Here is a 17665-nt window from a genome sequence, read left to right as displayed (position 1 = left end):
CGCCCCGATGGCCGACCCCCGGACCGGTCCACCACCGCCCGGCCCGATGGCGCCGCCGGCGCCCGCGGGGCGGCGGCGCGGCGGGGCCCGCCGGTGGACGTGGCTCGTCGTGACGGCCGGTGTGGTCGTGGTGGGGGTGGTGGCGGGCGGCGCGGTGCTGATCCAGAACGTCCGCAACGGCTACTACATCGGCGAGGAGGGCGGCAAGGTCGTCCTCTACCGGGGGACGACCGACAAGATGCCGGTCATCAGCCTGTCCCGGAAGGCGTCGGCGAAGCAGCAGCCGAACCCGCCGATCCTGGTGTCCGACCTCCCGCAGGACCTCCAGGCCCGGGTGCGCAAGACGTACACGGTGAAGGGTCCGGGCGCGGTCGACGACCTGAAGAACAACGTCTGCAAGTACGTCGTGACGGAGGAGTCCGGCAAGCTCGTCATCGTCAAGGGCAAGGGGCAGGACAACTGCCAGCAGTCCAAGCTGACGACGAGCGAGATCCCCGTGGCGGAGCTGCCGGAGTCCGACAGGACGGCCGTCTCCGGCAACAGGTTCGCGTTCATCGGCCGGCCGGCCGCCGAGACGAAGCTGCGGGAGCTCGGGGAGCGCCGTGACGAGTGCAAGTCATCGTCTCCCACCATCCAGGGCTGTCCCTCCGGCAGGGGGAAGTCGTAGATGAGTTCGATCGGGGAGCAGATCCGGGCGCATCTGCCGTACCAGCGGCGGAACGCGGCGGCGCTGGCGCTGCTGATCTTCGCGATGGTGCTGACGCTGTCGGCGTTCGCGGAGGTCGGGATCGCCCGTGACGGCTATCTCCCGCCGGGCATGTTCATCTACGGCGGCGGCCTGGTGGTCATGGCGTTCGGCGCCTACCTCGTCCAGGCGAAGTTCGCCTCCTACGCCGACCCACTGCTGCTGCCGTTGTCGGTGGCGCTGAACGGGCTCGGCCTGGCGATGATCTACCGCCTGGACCTCGACACCAGCGACGACCACAAGGTCGCGGCCGCGGCGGGCAAGAAGCTGCTGCCGGACGCCGCGGACGCGACGGGCCAGCTCATGTGGACGTTCGTCGGCATCGGGCTGTTCGTGGCCGCCGTGCTGATCATGCGCGACACCGACAAGACCGACGCGCCGCTGTCGTTCACGCCGAAGACCGCGCAGCGCTACACCTACCTGATCGGGCTGAGCGCGATCATCCTGCTGCTGCTGCCGATCGTGCCGGGCATCGGCGCCCAGATCAACGGCGCCCGGGTGTGGATCCACCTCGGCCCGTTCTCGGTTCAGCCCGGCGAGTTCGCCAAGCTGCTGCTGGTCGTGTTCTTCGCCGGATACCTGGTGAACAAGCGCCAGGCGATGTCGCTGATCGGGAAGAAGTTCGGCCCGATCAGCCTGCCGCGGGCACGTGACCTGGGCCCGATCCTGGTGATCTGGTTCTTCTGCCTGGGCGTGCTGTTCATGCAGAAGGACCTCGGCACCGCGCTGCTGTACTTCGGCCTGTTCGTGTCGATGCTGTACATCGCCACGCAGCGGGTCTCCTGGGTGATGATCGGCATGGGTCTGCTCGCGGTCGGCGTGTTCGTCGCGACGCTGCTGCCTTTCATGGGCCACGTCAACCAGCGCATCGACATCTGGCAGAACCCGAAGCCGTACTTCGACGGCGGGTGCCTGCTGGACAGCGGCAAGGTCGTCCCGGTCAACCCCGACACCGCCCTCTACAAGGAGCAGCAGGCCCTCCACAAGATCTCGCCCGGCTTCAGCGCCTGCGCCAAGCTCGGCGGCGAGTACTCCGACTCGGCGCAGCTGATGAAGGGCCTGTTCGCGCTCGGGCAGGGCGGGGTGCTCGGTACCGGCCTCGGGCAGGGCCAGCCGTGGCAGACGCCGCTGTCGTTCAGCGACTTCATCTTCGACTCGATGGGCGAGGAGCTCGGGCTGACCGGGCTGATGGTGCTGCTGCTGATCTACGCGTTGATCGTGCAGCGCGGGATGAAGACCGCCGTCGCCGCGCGAGATCCGTTCCTGAAACTCTTCGCCGGGGGCGTCTCGTTCGTCCTCGGCCTCCAGGTGTTCGTGATCGTCGGCGGGGTCACCCGGTTGATCCCGCTCACCGGTCTCACGACGCCGTTCCTTTCCCAGGGCGGCTCGTCCCTGATGGCCAACTGGATCCTGATCGCGATCCTGGTCCGGATGAGCCACGACGCGCGCAAGCCCGCCCCGCAGGCGATCCAGGACGAGGGCATGACCCAGATCGTGAGCACGAGGTGAGCTCCCCTTGAACATGGACAAGCCGATCCGACGGGTGGCGATCTTCGGGTTGCTGCTCATCTTCGGACTGATGGCGCAGGTCAACTACGTCCAGGGCAGCCAGGCCGAGAGCCTGCGCAAGGACCCGAACAACCGGCGCAAGTACCAGGACGTCTTCAACTCGCCGCGCGGGCAGATCTCCGCGGGCGGGGTGGTGCTCGTGACGTCCCAGCCGACCGGCAAGGACAACCCGAAGTACGGCCGCACGTACAAGGACGGGCCGATCTTCGCGCCCGTCACCGGGTTCTTCAACGGGTACGCGACGAAGGTCGAGGCGTCCTACAACTCGCTGCTCGGCGGCAGCGACAAGCGCATCACCCAGCAGCGCTGGTTCGACACGTTCATCGGCAAGAAGGCCGAGGGCGCCGATCTCGAGATGACGATCGACCCCGAGGCGCAGCGGACGGCGTACCGGGCGCTGCAGGAGAAGACGCAGGAGGGCAGGCGCGGCGGCGCCGTCGTGCTGGACATCAAGACCGGTGCGCTGAAGGTGGCGGCGTCGTGGCCGTCGTTCGACCCGAACGAGGTCGCGCCGCAGACGGGCCAGAAGGGCACCAAGCGCCTGAACGAGCTGAACGGCAGGACCGGCGTGATCCAGCCGCTGGTCGACAACGCGCTCAGCCAGACGTTCCCGCCCGGGTCCTCGTTCAAGGCGGTGACGTCGGCGGTCGGCATGGAGCAGCTGAACCTCACCAGCTCCAGCACGGTCAACACCGGGCCGCTCACGCTGCCCGAGTCGAACAAGCTCTTGCCGAACTCTCACGACCACGGCAACTGCGGCGGCCAGGCGCCGCTGAAGGGCGCGTTCGCCGAGTCCTGCAATACCTCCTTCGGCCGGATGGCGCTGGAGCTCGGCATCCAGCGGCTCAGCGACGGCGCCCAGCCGTTCGGCTTCGGCAAGAACATCAAGATCGAACCGGACTTCCGGTCCGCGGTGAGCGACGTGCCGGTGTCCATCAAGGACGCCCAGGGCAAGACGATCGAGACCGGCAAGGACGGGACGGCCCGTTCGGGCATCGGCCAGGAGAACGTGCGCGCGACGCCGCTGCAGATGGCGATGGTCGCCGCCGCGATCGCCAACAACGGCAAGATCATGAACCCGTACGTCGTGCAGAAGGTCCGCGCGAAGGACCAGAGCGAGCTCTACAGCGCCTCCCCGAAGGAGTTCGGACAGGCGATCAAGGCCGACACGGCCGAGCAGCTGCGCGACATGATGCGCGCGGTGGTCTCCGAGGGCACCGCGAAGAACCTGCAGGGCCGCAACATCGCCGGCAAGACCGGTACGGCCGAGCAGGGCGGCAGCATCCCCAACTCCCGCTGGTTCGTCGGCTTCGGCCCGATCGAGAACCCGCGGTACGCCTTCGCCGTCATCACCGAGGGCCCCGGCGACGGCGCGACCAACGCCGGTCCGGTGGCCGCGGCGATCATGGCGCAGGTGCTGAAGAAGTGACCCCGGGCCTCGTCCTGCACCACCGGTACCGGCTGCTGGAGCGGCTGGCGACCGGTGGGATGGGCGAGGTCTGGCGCGCCACCGACGACACCCTGGGCCGGCAGGTCGCGGTGAAGCTGCTGCGGCTGGAGTGGGACTCGGACGCGACGGCCCGCGGCCGGTTCGAGTCCGAGGCGCGGTTCGCCGCCGAGCTGGACCACCCGGGCATCGCGCGGGCCTACGACTTCGGCGAGCAGGACGGCCGCGCGTTCCTGGTGATGGAGCTCGTCCCGGGCGAGCCGCTCGACGAGATCCTCGGCCGCGACGGGGGCCTGCCGATCGAGGCCGTCCTCGACCTGATGGTGCAGGCGGGCCGGGCGCTGACGGTGGCGCACCGGGCGGGCATCGTGCACCGCGACGTCAAGCCCCCGAACCTCATGGTGTCCGCGGACGGCACCCTCAAGATCACCGACTTCGGGATCGCCCGGCGGCTGGCGGCGCCCTCGCAGACCGCGACCGGCATGGTCATGGGGACGGCGCACTACATCTCGCCGGAGCAGGCGTCCGGGCAGGAGATCAGCCCGTCCGCCGACCTGTACTCGCTCGGCGTGGTGGCCTACGAGTGCCTGACCGGCGCGCCGCCGTTCGACGGCCGGACGCCGGTGGAGATCGCCCTCAAGCACGTCCGGGACGCGCCGCCGGAGCTGCCCACGCGGGTGCCCGCCGAGGCCCGCGAGCTGATCATGCGCATGCTGGCGAAGGCGCCGCGGGACCGGCCGGCGAGCGCCGACGCCGTCGCCGACCTCGCGCTGGAGATCCGCGCGGCGCTGAGCACCGGCCGCTCGCCCCGCCCGGTCTCGGTGGCGACCGCCCCGCTGCACGCCGTGTCGGCCGCCGCGCAGCCGCCGCTCTCCGGACGGCCCGCCGACCAGACGTCTGCTTTGCCGGGTTTTGACGGCGGCGGAGGGACGGATAACCTCACGAGCGGGACGGAACCCGGGCAACGGCGCCCGGGACGGCGCAGGGCACCGCGGCGATCCACGAGGACCTACACCTCGGTCGCCGCCGGCATCCTGCTCGTCGGCGTCCTCGTCATAGGCTCACTGTGGAAGGGCCTGGCGTCCGTAGGAGGACGGGACGGGCCGGACACGCCCCGCTCCCCGGCCACGAGCCCCGCCGGAGGCGACACCGACGAGACACCGTCCGGCCGTCCCGGCACACCGTCCGCCCGTAAGCACCGCAGCCCGGGACCGACCGCCAGGAAACGGCACCGGACGCACCGGGTCCGTCCGTCAACGCCGGGGACCGGTAGGACGTCCCCCGCGAAGAAGCCAATGATCAACAGGTCCCGGACGACTCCCAACGCCCTGGGACCGGCGCCGCAAACGGCGACGAGCACCACGACTCCGTCAACTCCGAGCCCGGATCCCGCGCCCACGCAGAGCGGGGAGCTAGGTTCGGAGGACAAGGTGTAGAGGTACGAGGGAAAGTGCACATATGAGTCAACCTCGGCTGCTCGGCGGCCGCTACGAGCTCGACACGGTGATCGGGCGAGGCGGCATGGCCGAGGTCTACCGTGCCCGTGACCTGCGCCTCGAACGCGTGGTCGCGATCAAGACGCTGCGCTCCGACCTGGCCCGCGACCCCACGTTCCAGGCGCGGTTCCGCCGCGAGGCCCAGTCGGCCGCCTCGCTGAACCACCCCTCCGTCATCGCCGTGTACGACACCGGCGAGGACATGATCGGCGACACCTCCATCCCGTACATCGTCATGGAGTACGTGGAGGGCAGCACCCTGCGCGACCTGCTCAGGGAGAACCGCGCCCTGCTGCCGGACAAGGCGCTGGAGATCACCGACGGCATCCTGCGCGCGCTGGACTACAGCCACCGCGGCGGAATCGTCCACCGCGACATCAAGCCGGCCAACGTGATGATGACCCGCGCGCACGAGGTCAAGGTCATGGACTTCGGCATCGCCCGCGCCATGGCCGACTCCGCCGCCACGATGACGCAGACCGCGCAGGTGATCGGCACCGCCCAGTACCTGTCGCCGGAGCAGGCGCGGGGCGAGCGCGTCGACGCCCGCAGCGACATCTACTCCACCGGATGCGTCCTGTACGAGCTCCTCACCGGCAGGCCGCCCTTCACCGGCGACTCGCCCGTCGCGATCGCCTACCAGCACGTCCGCGAGGAGCCGGTCCCGCCCTCCCACGTGGACCACGAGATCCCGCAGTGGGCGGACGCCATCGTCCTGAAGGCCATGGCCAAGGACGCCGACCACCGCTACCAGAACGCGACGGAGTTCCGGCAGGAGATCCAGCGCGTCCTGCAGGGCCACCCGGTCGCCTCCACCGCCGCGTCCACCATGCTGATGGGCGCGCACCCGCAGGGCACCCAGGTGATGGGCGCCTACCAGGGCCCTCCGCACACCCAGGCGCAGCATCACCCGGGCACCGGCTACGACCTGCCGCCCGTCCACTACGACGAGCAGCCGCTCGAACGCGGCGGGAACGGTAAGAAGGCCGCGTTGTGGGTCGGTCTCGCCGTCGCCTTCATCGGCGCCGCCGCCGTCATCGGGTTCCTGATGTCCGGCGGCGACGGCAAGCCGAAGCCCATCACGATCCCCGACAGCATCGTCGGCGTGACCGCCGAGCAGGCCACCACGCAGCTCACCGCCCTCGGCCTGAAGGTCGGCGAGCCCAAGAGCGAGTACGACGACCAGGCCAAGGCCGGGACCGTCATCTCCTCCGACCCCCGGCCCGGCGCCAACGTCGCCAAGGGCGGCACCGTCGTCCTCACGGTCTCCAAGGGCAAGAAGCCGCCGGCGTTGATCACCGTTCCGGACGTCACCGGCAAGCCCTACGGGGCCGCCAAGAGCCTCCTCGAGGACAAGGGCTTCGAGGTCGAGAAGCGTGTCGAGACGAGCGACAGCGTTCCGCGGCTCAGCGTCATCAGCACCGACCCGCCCGGCGGGGAGAAGCGGGCCAAGAAGACCACCGTCACCGTCGTGGTGTCGAACGGCCCCGCCAACCTCAAGGTGCCGAACATGTTCAACAGCAGCCAGCGCGCCGCCTGCGGCAAACTGATCTCACTCGGCCTGAAGTGCAATGTCGAACTCGGTACCCCGCCGGCCGACAAGATGGTCTCCCCGGGCCTCGTCTACGACCAGACGCCCACCCCGGACGCGACGGTCGCCCCCGGCGACAGCGTGACCATCTTCGTCGCCCAGAAGCCGTCGCCCCCGCCGTCCACCGGCCCGACGTTCCCGACCGACTTCCCGACCCCGGGGCAGTGAGGCCGGTGTCCTCCCAGGGGGTCTGAGGGGCGCCCCTCAGACCCCCGTCCAGGGGTGGAAACACTCACTCCACTAGCCGATGCGCCCTGTGAGGGCCGCTCAGGGCATCGTCCTACGCCAGAGGATCTTGCCGCCGGAGTCGTAGCCGATCGCCGTGAGGCCCCGTGCGGCCTGTCCTTGCGGGAGGGTGCCCACGAAGAGCTTGACCTGTTCGTTCTTCCAGTCCGGCGTCTTCATGGCCGCCTCGCGGCGGCCGCCGGGGAACTGGATCTCGACGCGCGCGGTGGCGGCGCCGGTGATCCCGTACCACCATGGGCCGTCGTTCCACCATGATCCGCCGTCCTGGGCGGCCTTGGTGAGGGAGCCGCCGGGCCTGAGGTCCCCGATTCCCCTCGTCCGGTCGCCGGACCAGAAGTTCAGGCATCCCCCGGCCCAGGTCGCCGAGATCCGCGGGGCACCCCCCGTCAGTAGCACCGCGCCGGCGGACGGCCGCTTCTGGTCGGAGCATTGGGGGCCGGCCGGGATCCGGGTCTTGTTGAGCTGCCTGATCACCGTTCCGTGGGCGTCCGCGAGCTCGACGGCCGTGATGGAGACCTTGCCGGGTGCGCCCACCTGCCAGACCTTGGACGGGAAGCCCTCCGCCCTCAGCAGCGAGCCGGGCCGCCGCGTCCCGTCCGCCAGCACGGCCGTCACCGACCGCGCGCGATCCTCGGCGAGACCGATGGACACCGACCCGTCGAAGCCGGTCGCCGCCGTGACTTGGAACTCGCGCTCGAACGGCCGCGTGTCGGACGACGAGCATGAGCCCTGCAACCCGGACGCAGGAGCAGGGGACCAGGTCCAGCAGAGCGCTCGCCGTCCCTCGACGGCGGAGAACCACACATCCGTCATGGGTCCCTCCTTGCCGAGGGGCGTTGTGCGCGCGACCTTGCCGGCGGGCGGGTGCAGCCTGATCCAGGACGCCGGGTCGTGCGTGGGCGAGCCGGCCGACTGTGCCAGTGCGTGACCGCGGCCGGCTCCGTCGTCGAGGCCGGGCAGGGCGAGCACGCCCGTCGTGACCGCGGCGCCGGCCACCACGACGGCGGCGGCGACGCCGACGGTGTTCCGCGTGCGGGTGCGCCGGACGCGCCGCCGGACGTGATCTCTGGCCTCGGGGTCGGCGGTGAACGTCGCGGCCTTGTGGTCGAGGGCCGCGAGCAGCCGGTCTTCCATGGAGTTCATGTCTCCTCCTTCAGTGCTGCCTGGAGTGCTGCGACGCCTCGGTGGGCGTGGGACTTGACGGTTCCGACCGAGATCTGCAGGGCTTGGGAGATTTCGACCTCGGACAGCTCCAGCCAGTAGCGCAGGACCAGTACCTCGCGCTGGCGGCGCGGCAGCCGGTCCAGCGCCGCCAGAAGCGCGCGATGCTCCTCGTGCGCCATGAGGGCGGTCTCGGCGGGGTCGTGGAGCTCCTGCACCTGGCGCCTGCGCTCGGCCGTCAGGCGCGACCGGACGACGCGCAGGTGCCGGTGCCGGTTGCGGGTCAGGTTGAACACGATGGAGCGCAGGTAGGCGAGGGCCGCGGTGCCGTCGCGGAGCTTTCGCCGCTTCCGGTAGAACCGGGCGAAGGCGTCCTGCGCGATGTCCTCGGGATCATCGGCGCCGAGGAGACCGGCCAGGCGCACCAGCGAGTGGTAGTGCGCCTTGAACAGCTCGTCGAACGAACCGTCGCCCGCCTCGCCGGATGCGGCGGCGGCCGGGCTCGCCCGGCCGCTGGAGAGTATTTCGATCACCCTAGAGAGACACCGATGCCGTCCGCGCGTTGTCAGGGAGGCGGAAGTTCTTGGTCCGTCCACCCGCGGATCCGCGTCGTGGTCCGGGGGCGCTCCTGGACGAGGACGGCAAAGAGGGCTTCCGCCACTCGGGGGCAATGGCGGAAGCCCTCGATATGGTCTTCGTCCGGAGATGGGGGGACGTTACGGATTTCAACGGATTTTTTTCCCAAGCGGGGCGGCGAACGGCTCGCCGATGTCACGCTCCCACGGCGAATACGCAGGTCACACGGTAGCCGCGCACATCTCCAGCCAGTTCGACAGCAGGTGATGACCACCCATCGAGAGGATGGACTCGGGGTGGAACTGCACTCCCTCGATCGGCAGGGTCCGGTGCCGCAGGCCCATGACGACGCCGTCCGGGGTCCGGGCGGAGATCTCCAGGGCGCCGCCGGGGACGGTGGCGGGCTCCACGGCGAGCGAGTGGTAGCGCGTCGCGGGGAAGGGGTCCGGCAGGCCGCGGAACACGCCCGTGCCGTCGTGCCGGATGGGGCTGGTGTACCCGTGGACGATCTGTGGCGCCCGGGACACCACGGCCCCGTGGACGTGGCCGATGATCTGGTGGCCGAGGCAGACGCCGAGCAGGGGCACCGCGCGGCGTTCGGCGTCGGCGACGAGGTCGAGGCAGACGCCGGAACCGGCGGGATGCCCGGGACCCGGGCTGAGCAGCACGCCGCCCGCGGACGAGGCGTCCCGCACGGTGACGTCGGAGCGGTCCTTGACCACGCAGTCGGCGCCGAGCTCGCGCAGGTACTGGACGATGTTGAAGACGAAGCTGTCGTGGTTGTCCACGACCAGGACGCGCATCAGCCGGGCCTCGCCGGGGTGGACGGCGTGCCGTCGACGACGCCGTGGTCGAACTGCAGCCTGGGGTCGAGCCAGGGGAACACGACGTACCACAGCAGGAGGCCGGCCACGATGAGGAGGACGGCCGCGACCGCTGTCTTGACCTGCCACGTTCCCGGCAGGCGGCGCCAGATCCAGGCGTACACGGTGGCCTCCTACTTTCCGGCGGCGGCGCGGGGAAGCCGTTCGGTCAGCTCCCCGAAAATGATCATGCGTTGGGCGGCGGAGTACTTCGGGTGGCAGGTGGTGAGTGTGATCATCCGCTCCCGCGGCCGCCGCCCGGGGTGGAACGGGACGGGCGCGGTCACCTCGACCGCCGACGGCCTGACGATCCGGCGGTCGGTGATCTTGTAGACGTACTGCTCGTCGCGGGTGTCGATGAGGATCCGATCCCCGAGCCGCAGTTCGCCGAGCCGGTTGAACGGGGCGGAGTACGTCGTGCGGTGGCCGGACACCACGAAGTTGCCGACCTCCCCCGGCAGCGCGCTGCCCGGGTAGTGGCCGGGGCCCTTGCGCAGGTCGGCGCGGTCGACGCCCTCGATGACGACGAAATGGTACTTCGCGCCGAACCGGGGGATGCGGATCATCGCCAGGCCCTTGCCGAGGCTCACCTTCTCGGTGGTCACCTTGGGCGCCCGCCAGTCGCGCATCAGCTCGTCGCCGAGCCGGTCCTGCTGCGCCCGGGTGTACTGGCCCGTCCCCCAGAGCTCGTACAGGACGAACAGCACCACGATCGCCCCGGCGGTGATGCACAGCTCGCCGAGGCTCCGGATGACCACCCGCACCGCGCGTCTCCTTCTGTCCCATATCGGCCAATGTTGGTCCGGGTCTCCCCGGCGGGGGCCGCTAGCCGCCCGTGTCGCCCTCGCCCGGGACCGTGGCGTGGTTCATCGTCACGTTCCCGGTGTAGGCGGGCAGGGTGGCGCGCTCCACCGGCCGGACCGTGTAGCCGAGCCCGTAGGCGTGGACGTACTTGCGGTAGATCCCGATCTCGGGGGAGGCGTCGAGCGCGGCCCGCAGCCGCGCCGGGTCGCCGGCGGCGGTGATCCGGAACGGCGGCGAGTACACGACGCCCTGGAGGATCAGCGTATTGCCGACACAGCGGACCGCGCTGGTCGAGATCACCCGCTGGTCCATGATCTGCATCGCCCGCGCGCCGCCCGCCCAGAGGGCGTTGACGACGGCCTGGACGTCGCCCTGGTGGACGACGAGGTCGTCGGGGCGGACGCCGCGCGGCAGGGCACCGGACTCGGGCAGCGGCGCGTCGTCCAGAGTCACCCGTACGGCGGCGCCGGTGACGGGGGCGAAGCCGGAGGAGGCGGCGAGCGCGTCCGCCTCGCCCTGCGCCTGCTCGACACGCGCGTCATGCTGCCCGGCCGTGCGGGAGATCGCGTCGACCTCGCGGCGCAGCCGGCGGTACTCGCCGCGTTCCCGGTGGCCACGGCGCTGTTCGGCGGTGATCAGCTCGGTGATCCGGGTGCGGCCCTCCTCGCGCAGGCTCGTGCCGCGGGCCGTGCTCGCGCTCGCCGCGAACAGGGTTCCCGCGAGAAGCGTGATTGCTGGGATGATGCTTCCCCAAGCCGGACGCCGTACGCTGCTCACCAGCGACTACGCTAACCGACAAAACACCCATGCGCGGACCGGCGCTCCGGCCGCCGGACGCCCGAGGAGATCGATCCCACCGTGGCCAAGTCCAAAGTGCGCAAGAAGGCTGTTTACACGCCCCCCGTGAAGTCGAAGGTCGCCGAGGTCAGCCCCCGCTGGCTGGTTCCCACGATGGTCGGGCTCTGGCTCATCGGGCTCGCCTGGATCGCGGTCTTCTACGTGACGGCGAGCACCGGCACCGACGTGCCGTTCATGAGCGACCTGCACAACTGGAACCTGGGGATCGGCTTCACCGCCATCATCCTCGGCGTGGTGCTCTCGACCCGCTGGCGCTGACCGCCGGACGGGGATTCGCCCGCCGGCCGCGTCACCTTGGGGCCGCTACCCACTTTCGGGGCGGACGAATCCACGAAAGTTATCCACAGACTGGGGATTCCTCACCGCGACTTTCCCCAGGTTTTCCACAGGTGCGGGTCTGATCCGGCCGTGCGGCCGGTGCCGGGCCGTACGATGTGGCCGCACGTCCCGGCACCCGCCGCGCCCGCCTTCGGCGTACTCGCCCACGGCCGGGCTCGCGCCGGTCTAGACGCCCGAGCCCAGTTCCGCGGCCTTGACCGCCACCAGCACCGTGAGCACCACCAGCATGGCCAGCGGCGCCCCGATGTGGACGAGCCTGCGCTGGGCCGCCGGAGCGTAGGCGTAGGCCGCGGCCAGCACCGCGCCGACCGCCAGGCCGCCGATGTGCCCCTCCCAGGAGATCGTGTCCAGGTTGGCGAAGGTGATCACCAGGTTGATCACCAGCAGGAACACGATCGGGCCCACCGGCGCGCCCAGCCTGCGGCCGATCACGAAGTACGCCCCGAACAGGCCGAAGATGGCACCGGACGCCCCGACGGCCGAGCTCCCCGGGGCGACCAGCATCAGCAGCACGTTGCCGCCGAGCCCGGACAGCATGTACAGCGCCAGGTAGCGCCACCGTCCGAGGACCTGCTCCAGGGCCGGGCCGAGCGCCCACAGCGCCCACATGTTGAACAGGATGTGGGTGATGGCGAGGCTTCCCTCGCGCTGGTGCAGGAACGTCGAGGTGATCAGGCGGTACCACTCGCCCTCGGCGACGCCGATGACGTCACCGCTGACCAGTTGCCCCTGGCCCACCATCATGAAGTCCGTGACGACCCGCGACGACGCCAGCTCGGCGAGGTAGGCGAGCACGCACAGCCCGATGAGCGTGTACGTCACGACGGGGACGGCCGACGCCGCGCCGCGGGCGCCGATCGCCGTCCGCGGGTGCGCGCGCCGGACGCTCCGGCCGCCCTCGGCCACGCACTCGACGCACTGGTGCCCGACCGCAGCGTCCCGCATGCAGTCGGGGCAGATGTAGCGGTCGCACCGCGTGCAGCGGACGTACGTCTCCCGCCCCGGGTGCCGGTAACAGGTCGGCACCGAGGTCTCGGGCGCGGGACTGGATTCTGTGCTCATCTGGGGCTCCGTCCGGGGCCTTCCGGGTCTCCGCCAGGAGAGGGTCTCTCACCCAGTAATACGACTAACGCCGCTCGATCGTCACCGACTCGATGACGACGTCCTCCTGGGGACGGTCGTTGCGGCCCTTCGGCACGCCGCCGATCCGGTCGACGACGTCCGTGCCCTCGATGACCTTGCCGAAGATCGTGTGCCGTCCGGTCAGGTGCCGGGTCTGCGCCACGCTCAGCGTGATGAAGAACTGGGAGCCGTTGGTGCCGGGCCCCGCGTTCGCCATGGCCAGCAGGTACGGGCGGTTGAAGGTGAGGTCCGGGTGGAACTCGTCCTTGAACTTGTAGCCGGGGCCGCCGGTGCCGGTGCCGAGCGGGTCACCGCCCTGGATCATGAACCCGTCGATGACGCGGTGGAAGATGGTGCCGTTGTACAGCGGCGCCTCGCTCTTCTGGCCGGTGTTCGGGTCGTGCCAGACCTTGGTGCCCTCCGCCAGTTCGACGAAGTTCGCCACGGTCTCGGGCGCCTGCTCCGGGTAGAGCTGGATGACGATCTTGCCGAGCGACGTGTTGAGCGTCGCGAAGATCTCGTTGGCCACGCTGGCCGCCTCCTCGTGAGTGGGTGCTCGGGTCGGTCCCGGACGCGCACGAACGCGCTACCTTCGGTGACCATCTGATCACACGATCAGTGTTTACCTCCCGTTTCCGGGGAAGGCTGCACGACAGGACCTCGCAAACAGGGAGGTTAGCGTGTCCCTAATGATCAGTATCCGCCGGAAGCCGCGGGAGGACGTCCGCACGCGCTTCGGCCGCGTCCAGGAGGTGGCCCGCCAGGGCACCGGCGCATGGCGGCGGCGTGCCACCGACGTGGCGGAGCGGATCGGCCCGGCCGCCGGTGAACGGGTGATGGTCGCCCGCGGCTGGGGTGCGCCCCGCCTCCGGCGGGCCGCCCGGTACGTGGAGATCGGCCTCGCCCCGCGGGTGAGCTCGTTCCTCAGCGGCGTCGCCCACCGGGTGGAGCCGCCGCAGCCGCAGCGGCCCCGGCGGGGCGCTCTGCTCGCGATGCTGGGCGCGGTGGCCGCGGTCGGTGTGGCGGGCGCGGTGATGACGCGGCGCGGCGCCGCCCGCGACGCCGCGTCCGGCGGCGGTGACGAGGACCCGGCCGTCTCGGCCGATTCCATGACCGTCTCCGGCGCCGACCTCGACGACCAGGTGCGTTCACCGCACTGAGACGGACGTTGACGGAAGCGGGGCCCGGTCACGGTGGCCGGGCCTCCACCGTGTCTGGACGGCTCTGCGATTCGGTACGGTGAACGCCATGTCGCCGAAACCCCGCACCCTTCGGCAGTCGCTCACCGCCCGGGCCAAGGACCGTGCCCGGAAAGGCGCGCACGCGGCCGTCCACGGTGCCTGGGAGTGGATCCAGCGGCAGGGCGAGATCACCCCGCGGACTCCGGGCCGGCGCAGGTTCGGCTACCTCGGCGAGGGCGCCTGCATCGGCTTCCCCGTGGGCTCGATCTACGGCGAGCCGTGGATCTCCATCGGCGACCACACCCTGGTGGGGACGCATGTGACGATCTCCGCCGGGTTCGTCCCGGGGCTCGACCTCGGCCCGGACCTGGTCGTCCGGATCGGGGGGAGCTGCTCGATCGGACGCGGCACGCACATCGTCGGCCACCAGTCCATCGTGATCGGCGACGACGTCTTCACCGGCCCGAACGTCTACATCACCGACCAGAACCACACCTACGGCGATCTCCACACGCCGATCGGCCGGCAGTGGCCGGAGAACAACCCGGTGGAGATCGGCGACGGCTGCTGGATCGGCACCGGGGCGATCATCCTGCCCGGCACCCGGCTCGGCCGCAACGTCGCGGTCGCGGGCGGCGCGGTCGTCCGCGGCACCTTCCCCGACCACGCGGTCATCGGCGGCGTCCCCGCCAAGGTGCTGCGCAGCCACGACAAGGAGAACGGCTGGCAGCCGCCCCTGCGCGGCACCCCGCTGATGTCACTGGACGAGCTGGCCGCCCTCTCGGTGGACGGCCTGGCGGGCTTGCAGATCCTCCAGGACAAACTCCGAGAAGAAGCGGGCTGACCCACCCCCCCCCACCGCGACCGGCACGGGTGAGGCGCGCCGAAGGCGAGCCTCACCCGGGGACCGGATCAGTTCGAACGGGCCGGGCGGCGGTCGCCTCCGTCTCGGCGCTTGCCGCCGCCACTGCCGTAGGAGCCGCCACGGCGGTTGCCGTGGGAGCCGCCTCCGGTGCGGGGACCGCCGCTGCGGCGGTCGCCGGAGTGGGAGCCGCGGTGCTCGCCGTAGCCGCCCTCGCGGCGGTCGCCGTCGGCGTGGCCGTGGCCGTCGCGGGGCGCGCCGCCGTCCTGGCGGTCGAAGGAGCGGGGTCCGCGGCCGTTGAAGCCGCGGCCGCCGCGGCGGCCGCCGGAGCGGCCCCGGCCGCCGCCCTCGCGGCGCGGGCGCTCGGGGATGATCGGGCCCTCGATCGGGATTCCGGACGGCAGCCGGGCCCCGGTCAGCTTGATCAGCTCGGAGTCGCCGGAGGTCACCCGGACGCGGGGCGCGTTGATCCCGGCGCGGCGGGTCATCGCGGCCGTGGAGCGCACCTGGTGCGGCAGGACGAGCGTGACGACGGTGCCGCGCTCGCCGGCGCGGGCCGTCCGGCCGGCGCGGTGCATGTAGTCCTTGTGGTCGGCCGGCGGGTCGACGTGCATGACCAGGCTGACGTCGTCGACGTGGATGCCGCGGGCCGCGACGTCCGTCGCGACGAGCACGCTGATGGAGCCCTCGCGGAACTCGGCGAGCGTGCGGGTGCGCAGGCCCTGGCTCTTGCCGCCGTGCAGGCCGGCCGCGCGCACGCCGACCTGGACGAGCTGCTTGGCGAGCCGGTCGACGCCGTGCTTGGTGCGGGCGAACAGGATGGTCCGGCCCTCACGGTTGGCGATCTCGGCGGTGATGGCGCCCTTCTCCTTGGGCGCCACGAGCAGCAGGTGGTGGTCCATCGTGGCGACGGGCTCGTCCACGGGGCCGATGGCGTGCGTGACCGGGGCGTCCAGGTAGCGCTTGACGAGGACGTCCACGTCGTTGTCGAGCGTGGCGGAGAACAGCAGCCGCTGCCCGCCCGGCTTGGCCTGGTCGAGGATGTCGGTGACGTCGGGCAGGAAGCCCATGTCGGCCATGTGGTCGGCCTCGTCGAGCACCGCGATCTCGATGTCGGACAGGTCGCAGGCGCCCTGCCGCATGAGGTCCTTCAGCCGGCCGGGGGTGGCGACCAGGACCTCCACGCCGCGGCGCAGCGCGTCGATCTGCTTGAACATCGAGGTCTGGCCGATGACGGTCTTGAAGCGCAGCCCGAGGCCGCGGCCGAGCGGCTCCAGGTTGTTCTGGACCTGCTGGGCGAGCTCGCGGGTCGGGACGAGGATCAGCGCCAGCGGGCGCTTGGGGGCGGCCTTGCGGCCGGCGAGGCGGGCGAGCAGCGGGAGGCCGAACGCCAGGGTCTTGCCGGAGCCGGTCTTGCCCCGGCCGAGGACGTCGTGTCCGCCCATCACGTCGGGGATCGCGGCGGCCTGGATCGGGAACGGAGCCTCGATGCCCTGGCGGGCCAGGCCCGACACCAGAGCCGGGGGGAGGCCCAGCTCGGCGAAGGTGGGAACCCGCTCGTCGCCCACGCTCGCGGGGGTCGCGGCGGGCATGTCGGCGGACGGGTTCTGAGCAGCGGCAGCTGTGGTCACGCAGTACCTTCCGAGAGGGGGGCACGTCTCGGGAGGCACCACGATGTGATCAGTGGGCTGCAAGGACGAGCCTGACGCCATGGGGGCGTCGAAGAGTGATTCGGTAAGTCTAACGTCGTCCGGGTACCGCCTTATGCCCGTCCCTGCCTGCTGTGTCAATCGCGACTCCGGCTCCCGGGCTCGCGGTCTGTCTCACCGTGGTCCCCCGGACCGTCGCGCAAGCGCTTGACTCGACCGGCTGAGGCGACGCCGGAGGCGTGAATCCCCCGGCGCCGTCCGGTGGTCCGGGGGACGCTCGACGTCCTCTATATAGAAGGCTCACCGGCCCCTGCGGCGCCGCCGGGCTCGATCGGTGCCTGCGCCTCGTCCGCGAGAACCACGGCGCGCGTCGCCCATGCGATGACAAGGCATCCGGTGCGTGCCACCGCACTGCGGGCAGGCCCGGTTCGAAGAGACCACCGTGACCGTCCCTGGCCCGGACGCCCCGGTGGCGCGCGGCGTCCCCTGGGCCCTGGAACACCTCGCCGGACCGATTTCGGTCGCAGATCCGGCCCGGACGACCCGGCTCGCGCCGCGCACCTAGGACCGGACGGGCGGGAGCGCGGCAGCGCGGGGATTTCGGCCGGACCGCCGCCGGGCGGGCGCTGTGGAGGGCCCTCTCCGATCCGGAGGGAGCCTCCGAACTGCACCGGAGTGACCGGATCCAGCCAGGTTCCCGTCACGATCAGGTTACGGCCGGTCCTTCTCGGACCGCATAGATGACCGCCACCTTCACCACTCGTCAAGCCCCTGTCGGAGACCGCGCCTACGTGACCGACGGCACAAAGGATGGGTGGGGCGAGGGCCAGCAACCAAGGTCAAGACCCATGTCAGAGGACCTGCCCGGCCGGCGCGAGGCGCACACGGTGCGGTCCGGCGGCGGCGCCCGGCCCGGCGGCGGATCCGGGCGGGGGCGTATTCCGGAGGACCGCGACCAGCCGCGCGCGCAGACCGGGTCGCCCAAAGCCAGTCACATGATCATTGATCCCGCCGAAGCCCTTTGTTAATGTGCCCGCACCCGAGAAACCGAGCTCTCACCGCACGTGAGACAAGACTGTCTCTGCGCAACATTTTGCCGACCCGTACAACAAATCCAGACCGACCGTTCCTGCGCACCGCCGACACAATCGGCACG

General features: G+C 71.0%; 16 protein-coding genes and 1 pseudogene. 8 read left to right on the top strand and 9 right to left on the bottom strand.

Annotation, left to right across the window (positions count from 1 at the left end):
* The 5 genes and pseudogenes from E1291_RS17110 to pknB all read left to right on the top strand — a co-directional run.
* Positions 1–667 (top strand): annotated as a pseudogene (locus tag E1291_RS17110) (serine/threonine-protein phosphatase); the annotation flags it as partial.
* The gene (locus E1291_RS17105; RefSeq protein ID WP_131738804.1) at positions 668–2254 is read left to right on the top strand and encodes an FtsW/RodA/SpoVE family cell cycle protein; all 1587 of its coding nucleotides are present in this window, start codon (positions 668–670) and stop codon (positions 2252–2254) included.
* Between the two features lie 13 nt (positions 2255–2267).
* Entirely contained in the window at positions 2268–3743 is a 1476-nt protein-coding gene (locus E1291_RS17100) for a peptidoglycan D,D-transpeptidase FtsI family protein (protein WP_242614204.1), read from the top strand.
* Positions 3740–5197 (top strand): serine/threonine-protein kinase, encoded by a 1458-nt coding sequence (locus E1291_RS17095; RefSeq protein ID WP_131738802.1) that lies wholly within the window; start codon positions 3740–3742, stop codon positions 5195–5197. Before E1291_RS17100 ends, E1291_RS17095 begins: the two co-directional genes overlap by 4 nt.
* Positions 5198–5219: 22 nt before the next feature.
* Entirely contained in the window at positions 5220–7016 is a 1797-nt protein-coding gene (pknB, locus tag E1291_RS17090; protein WP_131738801.1) for a Stk1 family PASTA domain-containing Ser/Thr kinase, read from the top strand.
* Between the two features lie 99 nt (positions 7017–7115).
* Here pknB and E1291_RS17085 read toward each other — a convergent pair whose 3' ends face one another.
* The 6 genes from E1291_RS17085 to E1291_RS17060 form a co-directional block, all read right to left on the bottom strand.
* Complete coding sequence (locus E1291_RS17085) at positions 7116–8237, bottom strand: hypothetical protein (protein ID WP_131738800.1); 1122 nt, start codon at positions 8235–8237, stop codon at positions 7116–7118.
* On the bottom strand, positions 8234–8788 hold the full coding sequence (locus E1291_RS17080) for an RNA polymerase sigma factor (RefSeq protein ID WP_242614203.1): 555 nt from the start codon (positions 8786–8788) through the stop codon (positions 8234–8236). Before E1291_RS17080 ends, E1291_RS17085 begins: the two co-directional genes overlap by 4 nt.
* A gap of 264 nt (positions 8789–9052) precedes the next feature.
* Entirely contained in the window at positions 9053–9634 is a 582-nt protein-coding gene (locus E1291_RS17075; protein ID WP_131738799.1) for an anthranilate synthase component II, read from the bottom strand.
* The gene (locus E1291_RS17070; protein ID WP_131738798.1) at positions 9634–9819 is read right to left on the bottom strand and encodes a hypothetical protein; all 186 of its coding nucleotides are present in this window, start codon (positions 9817–9819) and stop codon (positions 9634–9636) included. The genes E1291_RS17075 and E1291_RS17070 overlap by 1 nt, the downstream gene beginning before the upstream one ends.
* Before the next feature lie 9 nt (positions 9820–9828).
* Positions 9829–10458: a class E sortase gene (locus tag E1291_RS17065; RefSeq protein WP_242614202.1), complete on the bottom strand. Its 630-nt coding sequence runs from the start codon at positions 10456–10458 to the stop codon at positions 9829–9831.
* Between the two features lie 61 nt (positions 10459–10519).
* Positions 10520–11275, bottom strand: a complete 756-nt coding sequence (locus E1291_RS17060) for a DUF881 domain-containing protein (RefSeq protein ID WP_131738797.1) — start codon at positions 11273–11275, stop codon at positions 10520–10522.
* Between the two features lie 81 nt (positions 11276–11356).
* Here E1291_RS17060 and E1291_RS17055 point away from each other — a divergent pair, with 81 nt between their 5' ends.
* Positions 11357–11614, top strand: a complete 258-nt coding sequence (locus tag E1291_RS17055; protein WP_131738796.1) for a cell division protein CrgA — start codon at positions 11357–11359, stop codon at positions 11612–11614.
* Positions 11615–11860: 246 nt separating this feature from the next.
* Here E1291_RS17055 and E1291_RS17050 read toward each other — a convergent pair whose 3' ends face one another.
* Both E1291_RS17050 and E1291_RS17045 read right to left on the bottom strand, forming a co-directional pair.
* Positions 11861–12757: a rhomboid family intramembrane serine protease gene (locus tag E1291_RS17050; RefSeq protein ID WP_131738795.1), complete on the bottom strand. Its 897-nt coding sequence runs from the start codon at positions 12755–12757 to the stop codon at positions 11861–11863.
* A 64-nt stretch (positions 12758–12821) separates the two neighbouring features.
* Positions 12822–13346 carry a peptidylprolyl isomerase gene (locus E1291_RS17045; protein WP_131738794.1) on the bottom strand — a complete coding sequence of 175 codons (525 nt, stop codon included), beginning with the start codon at positions 13344–13346 and terminating at the stop codon, positions 12822–12824.
* Positions 13347–13506: 160 nt separating this feature from the next.
* Here E1291_RS17045 and E1291_RS17040 point away from each other — a divergent pair, with 160 nt between their 5' ends.
* Positions 13507–13977 carry a hypothetical protein gene (locus E1291_RS17040; protein WP_131738793.1) on the top strand — a complete coding sequence of 157 codons (471 nt, stop codon included), beginning with the start codon at positions 13507–13509 and terminating at the stop codon, positions 13975–13977.
* An 88-nt stretch (positions 13978–14065) separates the two neighbouring features.
* Positions 14066–14842 carry an acyltransferase gene (locus E1291_RS17035; protein ID WP_131738792.1) on the top strand — a complete coding sequence of 259 codons (777 nt, stop codon included), beginning with the start codon at positions 14066–14068 and terminating at the stop codon, positions 14840–14842.
* Between the two features lie 68 nt (positions 14843–14910).
* Here the strand turns inward: E1291_RS17035 and E1291_RS17030 are convergent, their stop codons facing one another.
* Positions 14911–16452 carry a DEAD/DEAH box helicase gene (locus E1291_RS17030; RefSeq protein ID WP_131738807.1) on the bottom strand — a complete coding sequence of 514 codons (1542 nt, stop codon included), beginning with the start codon at positions 16450–16452 and terminating at the stop codon, positions 14911–14913.
* Between the last annotated feature and the right edge of the window lie 1213 nt (positions 16453–17665).

Source organism: Actinomadura roseirufa (assembly GCF_900659635.1).
Taxonomy (GTDB): Bacteria; Actinomycetota; Actinomycetes; order Streptosporangiales; family Streptosporangiaceae; genus Spirillospora; species Spirillospora roseirufa.
This window is presented reverse-complemented; position numbering and strand designations above follow the sequence as displayed.

What these genes read in the sequence shown, in the direction of transcription:
- E1291_RS17100 (WP_242614204.1), top strand. Translation starts at nt 2,268, where the DNA reads ATGGACAAGCCGATCCGACGGGTGGCGATCTTCGGGTTGCTGCTCATC.
- E1291_RS17075 (WP_131738799.1), bottom strand. Translation starts at nt 9,634, where the DNA reads ATGCGCGTCCTGGTCGTGGACAACCACGACAGCTTCGTCTTCAACATC.
- E1291_RS17035 (WP_131738792.1), top strand. Translation starts at nt 14,066, where the DNA reads ATGTCGCCGAAACCCCGCACCCTTCGGCAGTCGCTCACCGCCCGGGCC.
- pknB (WP_131738801.1), top strand. Translation starts at nt 5,220, where the DNA reads ATGAGTCAACCTCGGCTGCTCGGCGGCCGCTACGAGCTCGACACGGTG.
- E1291_RS17050 (WP_131738795.1), bottom strand. Translation starts at nt 12,757, where the DNA reads ATGAGCACAGAATCCAGTCCCGCGCCCGAGACCTCGGTGCCGACCTGT.
- E1291_RS17085 (WP_131738800.1), bottom strand. Translation starts at nt 8,237, where the DNA reads ATGAACTCCATGGAAGACCGGCTGCTCGCGGCCCTCGACCACAAGGCC.
- E1291_RS17030 (WP_131738807.1), bottom strand. Translation starts at nt 16,452, where the DNA reads ATGCCCGCCGCGACCCCCGCGAGCGTGGGCGACGAGCGGGTTCCCACC.
- E1291_RS17040 (WP_131738793.1), top strand. Translation starts at nt 13,507, where the DNA reads ATGATCAGTATCCGCCGGAAGCCGCGGGAGGACGTCCGCACGCGCTTC.
- E1291_RS17105 (WP_131738804.1), top strand. Translation starts at nt 668, where the DNA reads ATGAGTTCGATCGGGGAGCAGATCCGGGCGCATCTGCCGTACCAGCGG.